This window comes from Polyangiaceae bacterium (assembly GCA_020633235.1).
Taxonomy (GTDB): domain Bacteria; phylum Myxococcota_A; class Polyangia; order Polyangiales; family Polyangiaceae; genus JACKEA01.
Map to the genome: position 1 here is coordinate 262,281 of JACKEA010000004.1, position 16,943 is coordinate 279,223.

Sequence of the window (16,943 nt, forward strand, 5' to 3'; positions counted from 1 at the left end):
CTGCCGTCAACGGCGATGCAAATGCGGCCCTGACGCTTGGCGGCGTCGCTCCAGCAAAAGCAACGTCAGGGTCGCGGGCATCAACAGCACGATGGCCAGGGAAGTGACGTCCACCCGGCCGTGGTCCCGCCACGCTGCGAGGGCCGCGCCGCCGTGACTCCAGAGCTGCTGCGCCGTGAGCAGGGCGAAGGGCACGAAGAGCCAACGCGGGCGAACCCAGAGCCCGACCGCGACGAGGGCGTTCACCAGGACGAAGAGCGCGTGCCGCGCTGAGGACGAGCCGTCGTGGGCGACGGGCGCGATCGCACGAAAGGCGTGAAACGCTGCAGCCGCCGCGAAGGCCAGAGCGACCGCGCGGAAGTACCGATTCACTCCGGAGTGGCGTCCTTGCAGCAGCGGAAGCCGACCTCGTAGCCCAGATACGTCTCGTCGTGGGCCGTGGTGATGGCGCGGCAGCGATTGCGGACCGGTCCCCACCATCCGCCCTTGATCGCCGCACGGTGAGGCGGCTGCTTCCAGGGTTCGCTCACCCACTCGTTGGCGTTGCCGTTCAGATCGTAGATGCCGAAGGGCGAGACGCACTCCTTGTTCTCGCCGATGGGGCGGCGACCGTCGATGCGCTTCATCTCCGCGGCGCAGGACGCATTGGCCTGGCAGCGCGGTTGGGGCAGCATGTGCTGCTTGGGCGTGAGATAGGGCTTGTCGATGTTGCACTTCGTGGCATCGCGTTCGAAGCCGATGGCGTAGGGCCGCATCTCCTCACCCTCGCAAGCAAAGGTGAACTCGCTTTCGGTGCACAGGCGCTTGTCCTGGGCCTGGCACAGCCGCTGGGCATCGGACCAGCTCACCAGGGTCATGGGCAGCTCCCCCTCTTTGTTGGGGTACTCGTAGCGGTCCATGCAGTAGCGCATCTGGCGCGGCTCCGGCGACTTCGACACGCAACGCGTGGGCTTTTCGAACTTCAGGCATCGGTTCTTGTCCGGGCCGTGCTTCTCGTCCTGCGCGTACTCGAGACAGCGCTCTTCCACCGCCCGGCAGTAGTCCCCACTCACCAACGCCATGTCCTCGGGGCACGCGGGCTCCGCCGCAGGCGCCGTGTCGGGCTTGGGCTTCTTGATCACCGCGGCCTGGGGGCCAGGGCGGCCCTGCCGCCGCTTGTGATGGTGGTGCTTCTTGGGCGCGACCTGCGCGACGGGTGCCGCTGTCTTCGCCGAGCTCGCGGTCGCTGCTTCCGGCGCCGGCGGCGGCGAACCCTGACTGCAGCCCTGAGCCAGCACTACCGCCGAGCTCACGAGGCCCACGATGGTGACGGATCGCATGGTGGCCGACCCTACACAGCCACCCGGATCCGGCCGAGTTTTCGGCGTCAGTCGCCCTTGCCCCGAGAACCGTCCAGCGCGTCCCCGTCCGCCGCGTCCGGTTCCGTCGCCGCTCGCGTCTCCGCCTTCCCGGAGCGTTCCCCGTCCGCGTTCGCTTCCCCCGCTGCTGCCGTCTCCGCCGTCGCGTCCCCGGAGCGCTCCTCCGCGCCCGAGGCGCGGCTCTTTCCAGCTTCCGCGCCCTCGACGTCCTCTGCCCGGCCCGCGCGCTCCTCGACGCCCCCAGCGCCCCCCGTGCCCGCGTCCGATTCCGCCACCGCGTCCGGTTCCGCCACCGCGTCCATCCCCACCGCGTCCGTCCCCACCGCGTCCGTCCCCACCGCGTCCGCATCCGGTTCCGCCACCGCGTCCGGTTCCGCCACCGCGTCCGGTTCCGCCACCGCGTCCGGTTCCGCCACCGCGTCCGGTTCCGCCACCGCGTCCGGTTCCGCCACCGCGTCCGGTTCCGCCACCGCGTCCGGTTCCGCCACCGCGTCCGGTTCCGCCACCGCGGTCGCCGCGTCTGTCCGCGCCTCTTCTTCGCTGTCTTGTCGGTCCGGCGCGGAACCTCCCGCCTCGCCCCGCTTGCCGCGTCGAAACAGCGCGATGAACGCGATGGCGAACAACGCGATGGCGCCGATCGCGCCGGCCGCCCCGTATCGGTTCATCTCGCTCTTCTTCGCGAGCTCGCCGCGCTCCATGCGGCCCAAGACGTCCCGCGCAAGCGTATTGTCGCCGTCCAAGTCGATCGCGCGGCGGACCAACACCTGATCGGCAACCCCCTTCTCCTGAAGCTTCATGGCTTCGAGGGTGAGGCTGAGGCTCTGGATGCGTTTGCGGAGCGCGTCGTCGTCGGTGATGCGGTCGGCGCGATGCAGCGCGTCCAAGGCCAGATCCGGCTGCTCTTCGGCGATCTTCTTGGCGTAGTCGAAGTAGCCCGGCGCCATCTTGGCGCGGTGCTCGAACATGGGGCTGCGCGCCAGCACCTTGTCGAAGGCGGCACGCGCGGCTTCGAGTTGCCCGTTCTCGTGAGCGGAGAGGCCCTCGTCGTACAGCTTGTACACCTGCGCCAGGCGCATGCGATCGAACTCGCCGAAGAGCTCGCGCGCGGTCCGCTCCCAGGTCCACTCCCGGGGCGGCTTCTTGCCGATGATGTTCTCGTAGGTGTCCCGGAGCTGCCAGGCGCCGACCTCGCCCATCAGCGCCACCGATTGCCGCGCGGCCTCCCGGACCTGAGAGCGCTCGCTGTTGGCGAAGGAGATCACGATGCGGGCGGCGTCGGGATCGCGAACGCGACCGTAGGCGCGCAGCACGTCCGCCAGGACCTGCTGATCCTCCGTCTGCACCGTCTCGCTCGGAATCGCCTTGCCCAACATGTCGAGCTGGCGATCGGCCCAGCGAGCGATCTTCTCCGCCGGGTGACGGTGGGTCTCCACCAAGGCGGCCACGGCCTTGTCCCCCAGCTTTTCCAGCCCAAGCTGGGTGTCCACGCGCAAGAACTCGCCGAAGCGCACGTACACGTCGATCAACACACGCACGGCCTGCACGCTGCCGATCTGCACCAGCATCCGGCTCATCGCGATCACGGCGACGAGGTCCTTCCAGGCCTTGTCGTCGGGGTGAGCGTACTTCACGAGCATGTCGAGGTAGTCCGGCGTCTTCACCCGCCCGCGCTTGCCCTCCGCCTTCATTTGCTCGCGCACGTCGCTGCGAGCTTTCTTGCGGATGGACTGCAGCGTCTTCTTCATCGCGTCGCGGTCGGCCTTGTCCGCTATCGCGTTCAGGCGCTGGTTGATGGCCGGCACCATCTTGCGCGGAACTTCCAGGATCTCCCGCACCGCGGTCTCCCGGGTGTGGGGATCTTTGGAGCGGAAGTGCCCGAGCAACAGGTCGAGGTCGTCGAGCTCCCCTTGCTTGGGTTGGGGCAGCTCGAGCTTGGGCACCTCGGGCAGCGGCGGCAGCTCGTGCTGGCGCTTGGGGGGCTCGCTACCGGCGTCGTCGTCCGCTCGGGCCAAAGAGGGCGCGAGCATCAGCGCACACACCAGACACAGCCAGGCCCAGAGCGGCCGGCCGAAAGTCTGCGGGGCTCGAGTGGACGTCCTCAATCGACTATTCGGAAGTCGGAGTACTCGCCGGTGTAGCTGCGCCAACGGGTTTCTACGCGGTCTACGCGGGCGGCGGTGGGGCCCTTCTGGGCCCAGCCGTACAGCTCGCGGATCGCCACCTCTTCGCCCTCCGCCAAGACCTCGACGGAGCCGTCACTCTTGTTCTTGACCCATCCGCTCAAACCGAGCCGGCGGGCTTCGCGCTGGGTCGACGCGCGGAAGTACACGCCCTGGACTCGGCCACGGACCATCAGGTGGAGCTGCTTGAGCGCCATGGGCCCGCGGTGTAGCGGAGCTGGGACGGACGCGCCAGAGTCACCCGCAATTTCCCTGGTTTTCCCCGCACTGAACGTATGGCGACGGCTGGTGGATCCCTGGGCCGGTCCGTGATGTGATCACTCTGGTGCCGGTCGAAGGCGATCACAAGCAACGGCGCAGCGTCGCGGAGCTGGAGGTGGCGCTGGCGCGCGAGGAGCGCATTGCGGGGGCGCTGCGCGAGGTCGGCAATGCGCTCGGTACCACGCTGGATCTGGACGACCTGCTGGAGCTGATCCTGGGGAAGGTCACGGAGCTGCTGGAGGCGGATCGGGCCACCCTGTACCTCTTGGACGAGGCCAGCAAGGAGCTCGTGAGCCGTCTGGTGGTGGGCCAGAAGGTGCGCAGCATTCGGGTGCGCGTGGGTCATGGCATTGCCGGCATGGTGGCGCAGACCGGACGCCCGATTCGCCTGTCGGACGCGTATGCCGACGAGCGCTTCGAGCGGCAGTGGGACGCCCTCACGGGATATCGAACGACCAGCATGCTGGCCGCTCCCTTGAAGAACCATCTGGGGCGAACCATCGGCGTGATCCAGGTGCTCAACAAGGTGCGGGGAGCCGAGTTCACCGTCGAGGACGAGGCCCTGTTGACGGCGCTCTCCACGCAGGCCGCGGTCGCCATCGACAACTCCCGCCTGTTCCTGTCCCTGATCCAGAAGAACAAGCAGCTGCTCGACACCAAGGAACAGCTCGAGCGGCGTCTTCGGGACTTGGAGCTCTTGTTCGACTTGGAGCGCTCGACGGCTCGCGCCTCCTCGATAGAGACGCTGCTCACGGCGGTGCTCTCGCGCCTGGTGCAGGCCTGCGACGCTCTGGGGGCGGCGGTGCTGCTGGCCGAAGAAGAGAGCGGGGATCTCGTCAGCTACGTGCTCGACGGTGTGGACCCGGAGGTGCTCGGGCACATCGGCGTGAAAGCGGGAGAAGGCTTCCTGTACGCGGCGATGGAAGACGACGAGCCCTTGAAGCTGGAGAATGCGCGCAGCGACGCGCGCTGGAGCGCTCGCGTCGAAGGCGCCTACGCTTTTCCGGTGGATTCCGTGTTGGCCATTCCGTTGGAGGGCGACACCGGCGCTCTCGGAGCCATCGGCCTGTTCGGCAAGATCGATACAGCGGGCTTCTCACTGGAAGATCTCTCGCTCCTGCGCCTGGTGGGCGCCAACACCTCCACCGCAGTACGCCTGTTCCGGGCGAATCGCTCTCGAGAGGTGAGCGAGCGGCTCACCACCATTGGCCGACTCCTTTCCCAGGTGATCCACGACTTCAAGACGCCGATGACGGTGATCAGCGGCTACGTGCAGTTGATGGCCGACACCGACGAGGCCGAGAAACGCGCCGAGTTCGCCGAGGAAGTGCTCCGGCAGTTCGATCAGCTCACGGCCATGCAGCGCGAGGTGTTGGAGTTCGCTCGCGGCGAGAGGAACATCTTCATCCGCAAGGTGTACTTGAAGAAGTTCTTCGCCGACATCACGCGCCAGCTCGGCCACGAGGTGGACGGCCGTGCCATCGAGCTGGACGTCGAGGTCGACACCAAGGTCGTGGCACGTTTCGACGAGGGGCGCGTTGCGCGCGCGATCTTCAATCTGGCGCGCAACGGCGTGGAGGCCATGGCGGAGCGAGGCGGCAAGCTGACCATCTCTGCCGGCATGGAGGACTCGGAGCTCGTGATTCGCGTTTCGGACACCGGGCCCGGCATTCCTGCGGAGATCGAGGGGCGCCTGTTCCAGTCCTTCGTCTCCGCGGGCAAGCAGGGCGGTACGGGGCTCGGTCTCGCGATCGTGAAGAAGATCGTCGAGGAGCACGGCGGGCGCGTGGAGGTGGAGACCAGCAAGCGTGGCGCCAGCTTTGCCCTGCACCTGCCGCAAGAACAGGTGAAGGCCAAGGCCAAGGCCGAGCCGCGACCCGCTCACAGCGCTCGCATCGAGGAGCTGGGACCGAACTCGGAAGCGCCGCAGAGCATCAAGAGCCCTGAATGACCTTCCAGTTGCCTCTCCTCGGCGAGCGGGAAAAAGCGCTCGAGACCTGCGGATATTGTCCCAAGCTGTGCCGCGCGGTGTGTCCCGTCTCGAGCGCGGTGCGGCGCGAGACCCTCACGCCCTGGGGCAAGATGAGCGTGTCGTGGTTTGCCGCCCGCGGCGACGTCGAACTGTCAAAAGACGTGGCTTCCGTCACCTACGCATGCACCGGGTGCCTGCGCTGCAAGGAAAACTGCGATCACGACAATCCCGTCGCGGAAACGCTGGCGGCAGGGCGCGCGGACTACTTCGAGCGGGGGCTCGCCCATCCGGAAGCGGTGCGCGTGGCGCAGGGCTTCGATGCCCTCGACGCAGAAACCGAGCGCGCTGCGAAGGAGCTCTCCGATCCCGACGCCCGCACGGCGCTGGTGGTGGGCTGCGGCTACCTCCGCCACCTGCCGCAAGAAGCCCAAGCCGCGCTGCGCGCCACCAAGGCGCTGGTGGGTCCGATACGGGTGGTGGACCACTGCTGCGGCCTGCCCCTGCTGCACGCGGGAGATCGACCGGGCTTCCTGGCCGCGCGGTCGCGCATGGCGGAGGCGCTTTCGGGCGTGCGCCGTGTCGTGGCGGTGGATCCGGGCTGTGCGCGGGTGCTGTCGGATCATCAGCCGGAGCTCTTGGTACAGGTCGCGGTCAAGGCTCTCGCGCGCTTGGGGCCCGCGCCATCGCTGGCGGCGGAGGAACACGTGCGCTGGCACGACCCCTGTCATCTCGGGCGCGGCCTCGGGCTGTACGAAGCACCGCGCACGGTCCTCGGCCGCGTGCTGGGTCGCCCGCCGGCGGAGTTCTCACGCCATCACGCTCAGGCCGAGTGCAGTGGAGCCGGGGGCCTCTTGCCGGCGACCATGCCGGAGGCTTCCGCTGCCATCGCCGACGCGCGCATCGCGGATCACGAAGCACTCGGCGGCGGCGTGGTGGTCACGGCCTGCGCCGGCAGCTTGCGTCGCTTCCGCAAGAACGGAGCGCGCGCCGTGGATCTCGCCAGCGTGCTCGCGGAGAGTCTCGAGAACGGAGCGTGATGGAGTCCGAGACGCATCGTCGTCGCCGCACCGTCGCGACGCGGGTGCTGTTCTCCTACGGCTTGCTCAGCTTGCTGTTCGCCCTGGTCGCCGGCTGGGGCGTGTACGCTCTGCGACGCGCGTCGGTGGAAGCGGACCTGATGCGCAGCGGCTACCTACCGCTGTCGGCGGCGCTCAGGGACGTGGTGGCGATCCAGGACACCTGGAACACGCAGCTCAATCACATCACCACCGCGGAAAACCCCGCCGACATGAGCTTGTGGTTCGACACCGCGCTGAAGGCCGGGCGCCCCAAGATGTTCGGCGAGGTGCGAGCGGCCCTGTCGCGCGCCTTCATGTCCTCCGGAGACGACTCGGTACGCTCCGTGGGTCAGGACCTGATGCGCGAGACCGGGGCCATCCAGGAGTTCCTGTCCCAGGACCGCGAGCTCGTGACGCAGCTGTTCGACGCCCTCAAACAGGGCAACACCCAGCGCGCGGAGCAGCTGCGGGACAAGCTCGTCACCCGCGGCGCCCAAGGCAGCCGGAGACTTTCGCAGCTGGAGCAGCGCGTGCAACGCAACGTGGACGCGCTGTTGGACGCGGCGCGGGCGCGAGAGCGACTCGCGATTCGCCTGCTGGCCGCCATGGCGGCGCTGGCGCTGCTGTTCGGAATCCTGACGGCGCTGTACGCGCGACGCGTGCTGGCGCCGCTGTCCGCGGTGACGGATCGTGCCAAAGCCGTGGCCCGCGGCGATCTGACGCCGCGCCCGGTGGTGGCCTCCGCCGACGAGATCGGCGAGCTGGCGCAGACCTTCGAGAGCATGGTGAGCGCCATCGCTCGCGCCAACGAGCAGCTGCTGGCGGCGGAACGGTTGGCCACCATCGGCAAGATGGCTGCTCACGTCACCCACGAGATCCGAAATCCGCTGTCGTCCATCGCGCTGAACGTGGAGCTGCTGGAAGAAGAGGTGGGGGTGGAGGAGCCGGCGTCCGAAGCTCGCACGCTGCTCCACGCCATCAAGAGCGAGGTGGAGCGCTTGGCTTCGCTGAGCGAACAGTACCTTTCCGTCGCGCGCCAGGCGCCGCTCACGCTGGAGCGAGAGCAAGTGGGGGAGCTGGTGCAGGAGGCCTGCGATTTCATGCGCCGCGATCTGGAACGCCACGGCGTGGGCATCGAGGTGGACGTGGCCCCAGATGTGGACGTGGTGATGGCGGACGAAGGTCAGATCAAGCAGGCCCTGTTCAACCTTCTGCGGAACGCCCGTGAGGCCATGTCTTCCGGCGGCAAGGTCATCGTTTCCGTGCGAGCGGCGACGGGCGGGGGTGCGGACGTGATGGTCGAAGACGAGGGCAGCGGGATCGACGATGCCACCCGGGAGAAGATGTTCGAGCCCTTCTTCACGACCAAGGGGCACGGAACCGGCCTCGGATTGGCCATCACCCGTCAGATCGTGGAGGCTCACGGCGGCAACATCGCGTGTGACGCTCGGCCGGAGGGGGGGACGCGTTTCTGGATCCACTTGCCCTCCGCCGAGGACTCGGAGGCGTGAGGAAGACGCCCGCCCGCTTCGATGCTATGCGACGAAGCGGAGGGTATGGCTGATCTCGTCACCATCGTGCTGGCGTCATCCAACGAGGGAAAGCTCACCGAGCTACGTTCCCTGCTCGCCGATCTGCCCTTCTCCTTGGTGACGGCCGCAGACGTCCTCGGGGACAAGCTCGCGGTGGCGGAAGACGGCGATACCTTCGACGCCAACGCCGTGATCAAGGCGTCGGCGATCTGCAAGGCTACCGGGCTCGTGGCCCTGGCGGACGACAGCGGCCTGGAAGTGGACGCCCTCGGCGGTCGTCCCGGGGTGCGCTCCGCGCGCTTTGCTCACGAACGCGCGACGGACGCGGAGAACAACGCCGCCCTGCTCCGGGAGCTGGAGGAGATCGACGACGATGGTCGCCGGGCTCACTTCCGCTGCGTGCTGGCGCTGGTCACGCCGTGGAGCTTTTCGCAGCCCCGCACCGTGGAAGGGCGCGTGGAAGGGCGCATCGCGCGGGACCCGCGAGGCAGCGGCGGTTTCGGTTACGACCCGCTGTTCATCGTGGACGGTCGCGACGGCTTGGCCATGGCGGAGCTGTCCGAAGACGACAAGAACTCCCTCAGCCATCGTGCTCGCGCCGTGCGCGCGATGCGACCGTTGCTGCTCGAGCTGCTGGAAACGCAGCTATCTGAAGCCGAACGCGTCGCGGGTTAGCCGAAGCTACTCGCCGATGTCGAAGTGCCCACCGAGCTGCAACGTGACCCAGCCGTGACCGGCTCGCGCATCGCCGGACTTGGTCGCGTCCGTGCGAGTTCCGTCGGGCGCCACCCACTCCGCGGATCCGAAGGAGCCGGCGCCCAGAGTGAGCAGGGGTGACAGCGAGAATGCGCGTGTGAGGCGGATGTCGGCGCCGAGCCCGATGCGCATTTCCAATGGTGCTTCCGTGAGCTGAAGCTCGGTGCCGTCGTCCCAATGGGCGCGGAAGCGTCGATAGCCGAGGCTCAAGTCCGTGAGGAAGCCGACCTCGTCGGGATCCGACGAGAAGCGCAGGCCGATGGCGTAGTAGTCGGTGTCGCCATCGGACGACTTGCCGATGCCGGCCACGTCCTCGCTGCCGCCGCCGAGGCTGGCCCGCTCCCAGAGCAGGTACACGTTGTAGTAGCGACCGAGGCGCGCCCCTGCGTCGAGCTCGAACATGGGACCGGACGAAGCGTACTGACTCCACTTCACTTCATCCGTGACGCCACCGTTCGGGGTGCCCAGCGCCCACAGCGCTCCGAAGGGCAAGAACCAGCCGGCCCGCGCGCCGAGCCACAGCGCCGTCTTGGGCGCGCGGTGGTGCGGCTTGGGTGGGGGTGGAGGCTCGTAGATGTACTGCCCACCGGGCGGCGGAGGCTCGTACACGCCGGGCGGTGCCGCGCCCGGGGGAGGCCCGGCGGGAGCCGTCCCCGCTGGCGCGCCCCCGGGGCTCGGAGGCTCCACGTAATATTGGCTGCCCGGGTTTGGCCCACTGCCTTGTGCAGGCGCCGCGGGCGTCTCGTCCTGGGCCCATGACGTCCCCGACAGCAGTAGGCTGACGGGCACCAGAAAAAGCGCTCTCCGACGCATGTTTTGGGTATAGCACCGAGCCCTCGCCGCGGCGCGTCTGCCGACGTTGACCCCTGCCCCGGGCGCGTGCTAATCGAGCGCCGCCCTCGCACGGCGCGGGGGTGGATCGTGCCCTTCCCCGCGGCGGCCGCGGGGGTTGCCCTCCACGGAGGGCGCAGTGCAGCAAGACTGGAAAGGCGTCGGAACCTACGGGACGGTCGGTCTCGAATTCGCGCTGAGCATACTGTTCGGGCTCTGGCTGGGTCACAAGGGTGACCAATGGCTGGGCTGGGACCCCTGGCTCACGCTGATCGGGACGGGATTCGGTACCGCAGCCGGCGTTCGAGCCATCTGGCGAGCGCTGCAGCGGGCCAACCGCGAGGCCGAAGAGGCCGAGCGACGAGACCGCAAGGCTCGGAAGCAGTACCTGAATGACACCCACCACGAATGAAACCGCATCGCTGACCCGCGCCCTGGGCGCCGTGGCGGTGATCGGCGTCGTCGCCGTCGGCGTGGCCGCAGCGTTCGCGGATCTCCGCACCGCGCTGGGCGTGGGTATCGGTGCTGCGGCGGCCTTCGCCAACCTGTGGCTCATCGCGCGCATCGTGCGCGCTTTCCTCAGCGGGTCGGCTCGGCTGCCCTGGGCCTTGATCGCCGTGCTGAAGTTCACCGTGCTCTACACCGGCCTCTACCTGTTGGTGAAGCACGACGTCGTCGCCATCATGCCCCTGGCCGTTGGCTGGGGAGCCTTGCCCCTCGGGATCGTCGCTGGCCAAACCGGCGCGGCTCCTTCGGAGAGCGAGAAAGGTCACGTCGATGCCTGAACACGCATCTTGGCTCACGCTGGCACTCGCGCACATGCGCGACACGCTCGCGCACAACACGGACATGATCGGCAAGTCCTTCATTGGACAGCACGATCCGACTTGGCAGAACTTCGAGCCGCTCACCGCCTCGGCCTTGGTGTTCGTCCTCGTGGTGCTCTTGGCGCTGTTCACCCGTTCGCGGCTCGCCGACCCCGAAAAGGCCGTCGTGCCCGACGAGACGCTGACCCTGCGCACCTTCATGGAGGCGTTCCTCGGCTACTTCTACGACTTGGCCAAGGGCGTGATGGACGCGGAGCGGGCCAAGAAGTACTTCCCGCTCATCGGCGCCTCCGCGGTGTTCGTGTTCTTCTCCAACGTCTTGGCGCTGGTGCCCGGCTTTCCGGTCGCAACCAGCCACCTGAACATCACCTTCGGCTGCGCGGCCATCGTGTTCGTGGCGTTCAACGCCTACGGCGTGGCCGCCAATGGCAGCAACTACATCAAGCACCTCATGGGGCCGTCGCCGTGGTTGGCTCCGCTGGTGCTCCCCATCGAGATCATCTCGCTCTGCGTGCGGCCCGTCACTCTGGCCGTCCGCTTGATGATGAACATGGCCGTCGATCACCTGGTGATGGGCACGTTCATGGGCTTGGTCGCCGTACTGGTTCCCATTCCCGTAATGCTGCTCGGCTGCCTGGTGATCGTCGTCCAGACGCTCGTGTTCACGCTGCTCACGACCATCTACATCGGTCTCGCAACGGAGCACGACGAACACGCCCACTGACAGGTGCCTTTCAGGCATCGATTTCGGTAGCCCCCAACCGAGAAACGGACTAGAGCCGCCCCCGGCTGAAGGAAAAAGGAGACTCAGAAAATGGCCAAGAAGAAGCTGGCGCTGCTCACGGCGTCGCTCATCACCCTGATCTCGTCGAGCGCGTTCGCTCAGGACGCCGCCGGCGCCGCCGCGAACGAGTTCAACGCCAAGGCGATGGCTGGCCTCGCGGCAGGTATTGCCATTGGCCTGGCGGTGCTCGGTGGAGCCCTCGGCCAGGGTCGCGCCGCGGCCGCTGCTCTCGAAGGCATCAGCCGTAACCCGGGCGCCGCAGCGCGCATTCAGACCCCGATGATTCTGGGTCTGGCGCTGATCGAGTCGCTCGTGCTGTTCGCGTTCCTCATCGCCTTCTTCCTGCAAGGCAAGGTCTGAGGTCCGGCGGCCCTGGCCGCCTCGCGATGGAGCTTATCCCTGGGTGCGGTATCGCCGTGCCCAGGGATTTTTTTTGTTTGTTGGCTCGGCGCGGAAGCTCGCGGGGTGCACGCCGGAGCGCGTCCCTGATACGACTTCGGCGAGGCCCGTCCCGTGATCCCGTGCCAGCGTCACCTGTTCGAGATCCCCGATGACGTCGCGTATCTGAACTGCGGCTACATGGCGCCGCTGATGCGGAGCGTGACGGAGGCGGGGATCGCCGGAGTGACACAGAAGGCGCGTCCCTGGACGATCACGTCGCGGGACTTCTTCGATTCGTCGGAGCAGGCGCGGGCCCTGTTCGCACGGCTCGTGAGCGCGCAGCCCGGCGACGTCGCGCTGATCCCCGCCGCCAGCTACGGCGTTTCCGTGGCTGCGCGGAACGTGCGCTTTGCCAAGGGTCAGCGCGTGGTGCTGCTCGCCGACCAGTTCCCGTCCCACGTCTACTCCTGGCGCGACCTGGTGGCGCGCCGCGGAGGCGAGATCGTCACGGTGGAGCGGCCCGAGGCGGGCGACCTCACCGCTGCGGTGCTGGCGGCCATCGACGAGCGCGCCGCCGTCGTAGCCTTGCCGCACTGCCGCTGGACGGACGGTGCCTTGGTGGATCTCGAGCGCGTCGGCGCGCGCTGCCGCGCGGTAGGCGCCGCGCTGGTGGTGGACGCGACGCAATCGCTCGGCGCGCTACCCTTCGACGTCCGCAAGGTGCAGCCGGACTTCCTGATCGGCGCCGCCTACAAGTGGCTGCTCGGTCCGTACTCCATCGGCTTCTTGTACGCGGCGCCGACATGGCACGAGGGCGAGCCGCTGGAGCACGGTTGGATTACCCGGGCTGGGTCCGAGAACTTCGCGGGTCTCACGCGCTATCGTGACGACTTCCAGCCCGGTGCGCGTCGCTTCGACGTGGGCGAGCGCTCGAACTTCGCGCTCGTGCCGATGGCCAGCGCGGCGCTCCGCCAGATCCTCGACTGGGGCGTGGAGGCGATCGCCGAGACGCTGACGCGCCGTACCGGCGAGATCGCGCAACGTGCCGCTGCGCTCGGCCTTTCCGCGCTGCCACTTGGCGAGCGCGCCGGGCACTACCTGGGGCTCCAGTTTGCGGACGGCGTTCCCGCGGGATTGCCCGACGCGTTGGCCCGCGAGCACGTGTACGTGAGCGTGCGTGGCAGCTCCGTGCGCGTCACGCCGCACCTGTACAACAGTGACGCGGACGTGGAGCGACTGTTCGAAGCGCTGTCCCGTGTGCTCGGGTGAGCCGGAGCGCGCCGCCGCGCGCGCGCCGTGCGCGCCGGGCATCGCGCCGCACCAACAAAACCCGAATCAGGGCTTCTTGTGGGGCCATCGGAAAACCGCCAAGACGCCAAGTTCGCCAAGACCAGAGAGATGGGCTCGTGAACGTGGGTGCGATTCCGTGCGACACTGCGATGTCGCGAAGAGTCTGCCCGCGCGAGGCGAGGGATCTTGGTCTCGCTTGGCGAGTTGGCCGGTGGTCTCTTCTCCAGCTCAGGTCTTCTTGCGCCAGGCGCGGGAGGCGTCGAGCAGGAGGTGGCCGACCACGATCATGACCGCCAAGCCGAGCATGATGCCGCCCACGATGTCGTGGTGCGTGCTGATGAGCCAGGCGCTGCTGAGTACCAGGGAGCTCGAGACCAGCGCGGTGTACAGCCGGCGGCCGAGACGATCCGCGGCGCGGGTGACGCCGGGATCCATGGCCTGCACCTTGAGCCGGCCGAGGCGCAGGTCATCCAGCACCTCGCCCAGCTGTTCCGGCATGTTGTAGGTGGTGTTGCTGAGGCGCTCGATGCGGCGGAGCAGCTCGTTGCCCAGGCGCTCCGGGGAGTAGCGCTTCTTCAGGATGTCGAGGAACAGCGGCTTGGCCTCTTCGAACACGTCGAGATCGGGGTCGAGCTCCTTGCCCACGCCCTCGACCGTCATCAAGGCCTTGCCCACCAGCAAGAAGTCCGTCGGGATCTCCAGACCGTACTTGGTGGCGCCCTGCACCAGATCCCGGATCAGCGCGCTCATCTCGATGTCCTTGAGCTGCTTGCCGAGATACTTCTCGCTGAGCAGCGCGACCTCCGCCCGGAACGCGTTGCGGTCGATCTTCTTGGTGGGCGTGCCGATGGAGTACATCGCGTCGGCGATACCCTCGTAGTCGCGGCGTACGGCGCTCACCATCACGTCCACCGTGAGGTCGCGCATGCGTGGGGACAGGCGACCGACCATGCCCAGATCGATCATCGCGAGGGTGGGGTTCTCCGGGCTGCCCAGCACCAACACGTTGCCCGGGTGCGGGTCCGCGTGGAAGAAGCCGTCCTCGTAGATCTGCTTCACGATCACGTCGAGGGCGATGCGCGTGAGCTTCTTGCCGGAGTGGCCCGCGGCGACGGCGTCGTACACCTTCTTGCCCGGCAAGAACTCCAGCGTGAGGACGTGCTTGCTGGACGCCTCGCGGTAGACGATGGGGAACTTGACGTTCTTGAACGTCTCGAAGTTCTGCGCGAACCGCCGCGCGTTCTCGGCTTCCGTGGCGAAGTCGAGCTCCGCGGTGATGGCGTGATCGAACTGCTGCACCAGGCCCACGGGGGAGTAGATGCGGCTCTCCGGAATGGCACGTTCCACCAGCGCAGCGAAGGTGTGCAGCAGATCCAGATCGCTGGCGATGGTCTGGGCGATGCCAGGGCGCTGCACCTTGACCACGACGTCCACGGGGCCGTCTTCGGTGTCGAGCTTGGCGCGGTGGACCTGGGCGATGCTGGCGGCCGCCAGCGGCTCCGGCTCCACGCTGGCGAAGACCTCGCTCACCGGCGCCCCCAGGCTGCGCTCGATCTGCGCCACGATCTGGTCGAAAGGCACCGGGGGCACGGAGTCTTGTAGCTTCTTGAGCTCCAGGATCAGATCCGGGGGTAGTAGGTCGGCGCGGGTGGAGGCGATCTGCCCGAGCTTCACGAAGGACGGGCCGAGGTCTTCGAGCACGCGGCGCGCGCGCACGGCGAGGGACATCTCCTTCGCTTCACGCGCGCCCTGCTCTTCGTCCTCCGCCGTGGGTTCGCGGCTGGAGGGCGGCGGTTCGCTGTCCTTCGGCTTCTTGCTGCGTCCGATGCCCAGGCGGCCGACGATCTCGCCGAAGCCGTGCACCACGAGCACGCGGGAGATGTCGCGCAGGCGGCCGATGTCTCGCGCCGCGTGAACGATGGACACCATGGACGGTGCCTACTCGTTACCGATCTGGCTGAGCCCTGCAGAGAGGCGCGAACGGAGCTTGAGGAGATCGAGCTCAGTGCCGGCCTGGCGCGCGGCGTGAGCCACGTTCTGGGCGCGATCCCGCGCGACCTGGCTGAGGCCCAGGCGGTCGCCGAGCAGGGCCAAGGTGGCTTGTTCTTCGGGACCGATGGCGCCGTCCACGCTCGCCACCAGGGTGCCCACGGCGTAGGTGAACAGCCGCGTGAGGCGGCTCATGCGCAGGGTTTCCACCAGCTCCAGCCCCATGCGCTGGGCGATGGCACCTTCCACCGCCGACAGATCCTCGGCCGAGAGCCCGAGTTGCTTGGCGGCGTCTCGGATGCTGGCGGCTTCGGCGGGGTCCATCTTGCCGTCCGCCCAGCCGACGGCACACAGGGCCAAGACCGTGTCACGACCGATGTCGACGCTCATGGCGGCGAATCATAGCGCGCTCGGCGGTCAGCGGACGCGAATCACGGTGCCGGGCTCGTATTCCGTCGGCAGCGCGGCGGTCCAGCCGGCCGGAACCCGCGGGCTGGTCCAGTGAAACAGCCGCTCGGCATCCAGCGGCGCCAAGTTGACGCAGCCGTGACTCTTCACGTGTCCGAAGGAGCGGTGCCAAAACGTCCCGTGCAGGCCGTAGCCCTTCTTGAAGTACATCACCCAGGGCACGTCCTCGATGGCGTAGTAGCGGCTCGCTTCCTGGTCCTGCAGGTTGGTCATATCGCTGGAACGGAGCTTCACCCAGATGCGGTGGGTGCCCTTGGGGGTGGCCTGTATGCTCTTGCCCTTGCCGCGGCCGGTGGAGACCAGCGTCCCGAACACGGGGCGGTCCCCCTCGTAGGCGACGAGCACTTGGTTGTCGATCTCGACGTCGATCCACCGTTCGTGCTCGCCGACCTCCGGCGGACGGGTGGTGGGTGTCGGGGCACGGACTTCGTGGTCGTTCACCCAGCGACCTTCTCCGATGCGAAACCAGCGATGCTTGGCGCGCTCTTTGGTCTCCAGGATGCGGAGCGCCTCGAACTCTGCGTGCACCTCGTCGCTGCGACGACCTCCCGGCTTTTCGTACACGCGGGCGCTTTTTTCGTACACCCAGCCGACGTTCACGTCTCCGTCGAGATCCTCGCCGTGAAACGCGAAGCGCCGCGCGGGGTTGAGGTCCCGCATGGGTAGCCACAGGCCGTGGGTGGTGAGGCCGTAGCTCTCGTTCCCTTTGCGGGCGACCTCCACGACGGCCACGGCAAAGCCGGGCTGCAGCTCCGCGTCCGGAGCGATGTCCTCCGCCGTGCGCAGGTTGACGTAGCCGAGCGATCCGTTCTGACCGACGAAGTGATAGCGGTAGGGCAGGCCGTCGCCGAAGCTTTCGCGCGCGGCGTTTGCCGACAAGGCGGGTACGAAGGACAAGCGCACCCCCGTCTCGCACACCCACGCGAGCGGCCCCACGGACAGCCAGCGCCCCGGGCAGCCGGGCCCGCGGGTAGCGCCGTACAGTGGCAAGTGCGCGTGCTCCGCCGCGGAGCCGCGCCGCGCCGCCTGGCCCCGAGGGCGTACCAGGAGCGGCTCGTCGGCCCGCACGATCTCCACGCTCTGCACCCCCGACGGCAGCGGCACGTCCCCGGGATCGACCCACGGCAGGGTGTCCGCCCGCGCGATCTGCGCAGCGAACAGCGCGAGGGCGAAGGTGACGACGGCGCGACGCATGGCCAAAGTGTAAGCCACCACCCAGAACCCGGCAGCCTTTCGACCAGTCACAGGGCTGGGGC

Annotated in this window: 17 protein-coding genes; 9 read left to right on the top strand and 8 right to left on the bottom strand. The window is 68.1% G+C overall.

The features are described from left to right. Positions 1-6: 6 nt before the first annotated feature. Genes H6717_22605 through yccX form a run of 4 tightly spaced genes read right to left on the bottom strand, consistent with a single transcriptional unit; the run spans position 7 to position 3,735 of the window. Entirely contained in the window at positions 7-372 is a 366-nt protein-coding gene (locus tag H6717_22605) for a hypothetical protein (protein MCB9579835.1), read from the bottom strand. Next, entirely contained in the window at positions 369-1,319 is a 951-nt protein-coding gene (locus H6717_22610) for an SUMF1/EgtB/PvdO family nonheme iron enzyme (protein ID MCB9579836.1), read from the bottom strand. The genes H6717_22605 and H6717_22610 overlap by 4 nt, the downstream gene beginning before the upstream one ends. Positions 1,320-1,366: 47 nt before the next feature. Beyond that, complete coding sequence (locus H6717_22615) at positions 1,367-3,460, bottom strand: hypothetical protein (GenBank protein ID MCB9579837.1); 2,094 nt, start codon at positions 3,458-3,460, stop codon at positions 1,367-1,369. After that, positions 3,457-3,735 carry an acylphosphatase gene (gene yccX, locus H6717_22620; protein MCB9579838.1) on the bottom strand — a complete coding sequence of 93 codons (279 nt, stop codon included), beginning with the start codon at positions 3,733-3,735 and terminating at the stop codon, positions 3,457-3,459. Before yccX ends, H6717_22615 begins: the two co-directional genes overlap by 4 nt. 128 nt (positions 3,736-3,863) lie before the next feature. On the opposite strand from yccX, the gene H6717_22625 reads away from it, so the two are divergent. Genes H6717_22625 through rdgB form a run of 4 tightly spaced genes read left to right on the top strand, consistent with a single transcriptional unit; the run spans position 3,864 to position 9,036 of the window. Beyond that, the gene (locus tag H6717_22625) at positions 3,864-5,750 is read left to right on the top strand and encodes a GAF domain-containing protein (GenBank protein MCB9579839.1); all 1,887 of its coding nucleotides are present in this window, start codon (positions 3,864-3,866) and stop codon (positions 5,748-5,750) included. Beyond that, complete coding sequence (locus H6717_22630; protein ID MCB9579840.1) at positions 5,747-6,808, top strand: (Fe-S)-binding protein; 1,062 nt, start codon at positions 5,747-5,749, stop codon at positions 6,806-6,808. Before H6717_22625 ends, H6717_22630 begins: the two co-directional genes overlap by 4 nt. Then, entirely contained in the window at positions 6,805-8,340 is a 1,536-nt protein-coding gene (locus tag H6717_22635; GenBank protein ID MCB9579841.1) for a HAMP domain-containing protein, read from the top strand. The genes H6717_22630 and H6717_22635 overlap by 4 nt, the downstream gene beginning before the upstream one ends. Before the next feature lie 45 nt (positions 8,341-8,385). Then, a complete protein-coding gene (gene rdgB, locus H6717_22640) occupies positions 8,386-9,036 on the top strand; it encodes an RdgB/HAM1 family non-canonical purine NTP pyrophosphatase (protein ID MCB9579842.1) in 651 nt (216 codons plus the stop codon). Between the two features lie 6 nt (positions 9,037-9,042). On the opposite strand, the gene H6717_22645 is transcribed toward rdgB, so the two are convergent. Further along, positions 9,043-9,930 (bottom strand): hypothetical protein, encoded by an 888-nt coding sequence (locus H6717_22645; GenBank protein MCB9579843.1) that lies wholly within the window; start codon positions 9,928-9,930, stop codon positions 9,043-9,045. Positions 9,931-10,087: 157 nt separating this feature from the next. Between H6717_22645 and H6717_22650 the strand changes: the two genes are divergently transcribed. The 5 genes from H6717_22650 (at position 10,088) to H6717_22670 (ending at position 13,209) form a co-directional block, all read left to right on the top strand. Beyond that, complete coding sequence (locus H6717_22650; protein ID MCB9579844.1) at positions 10,088-10,360, top strand: AtpZ/AtpI family protein; 273 nt, start codon at positions 10,088-10,090, stop codon at positions 10,358-10,360. Beyond that, positions 10,341-10,733, top strand: coding sequence for a hypothetical protein (locus H6717_22655; protein MCB9579845.1), 393 nt, complete (start codon positions 10,341-10,343; stop codon positions 10,731-10,733). The genes H6717_22650 and H6717_22655 overlap by 20 nt, the downstream gene beginning before the upstream one ends. Then, positions 10,726-11,499 carry a F0F1 ATP synthase subunit A gene (gene atpB / locus H6717_22660; GenBank protein ID MCB9579846.1) on the top strand — a complete coding sequence of 258 codons (774 nt, stop codon included), beginning with the start codon at positions 10,726-10,728 and terminating at the stop codon, positions 11,497-11,499. The genes H6717_22655 and atpB overlap by 8 nt, the downstream gene beginning before the upstream one ends. Positions 11,500-11,589: 90 nt before the next feature. Next, positions 11,590-11,919 (top strand): ATP synthase F0 subunit C, encoded by a 330-nt coding sequence (locus H6717_22665; GenBank protein MCB9579847.1) that lies wholly within the window; start codon positions 11,590-11,592, stop codon positions 11,917-11,919. A 219-nt stretch (positions 11,920-12,138) separates the two neighbouring features. Then, entirely contained in the window at positions 12,139-13,209 is a 1,071-nt protein-coding gene (locus H6717_22670; protein ID MCB9579848.1) for an aminotransferase class V-fold PLP-dependent enzyme, read from the top strand. A 249-nt stretch (positions 13,210-13,458) separates the two neighbouring features. On the opposite strand, the gene H6717_22675 is transcribed toward H6717_22670, so the two are convergent. From H6717_22675 to H6717_22685, 3 genes are read right to left on the bottom strand one after another with little or no spacing between them, the layout of a single operon-like run. Further along, complete coding sequence (locus H6717_22675; protein ID MCB9579849.1) at positions 13,459-15,159, bottom strand: AarF/ABC1/UbiB kinase family protein; 1,701 nt, start codon at positions 15,157-15,159, stop codon at positions 13,459-13,461. Between the two features lie 9 nt (positions 15,160-15,168). After that, a complete protein-coding gene (locus H6717_22680; GenBank protein MCB9579850.1) occupies positions 15,169-15,609 on the bottom strand; it encodes a TerB family tellurite resistance protein in 441 nt (146 codons plus the stop codon). Between the two features lie 27 nt (positions 15,610-15,636). Then, entirely contained in the window at positions 15,637-16,881 is a 1,245-nt protein-coding gene (locus H6717_22685; GenBank protein MCB9579851.1) for a L,D-transpeptidase, read from the bottom strand. Positions 16,882-16,943 lie beyond the last annotated feature (62 nt).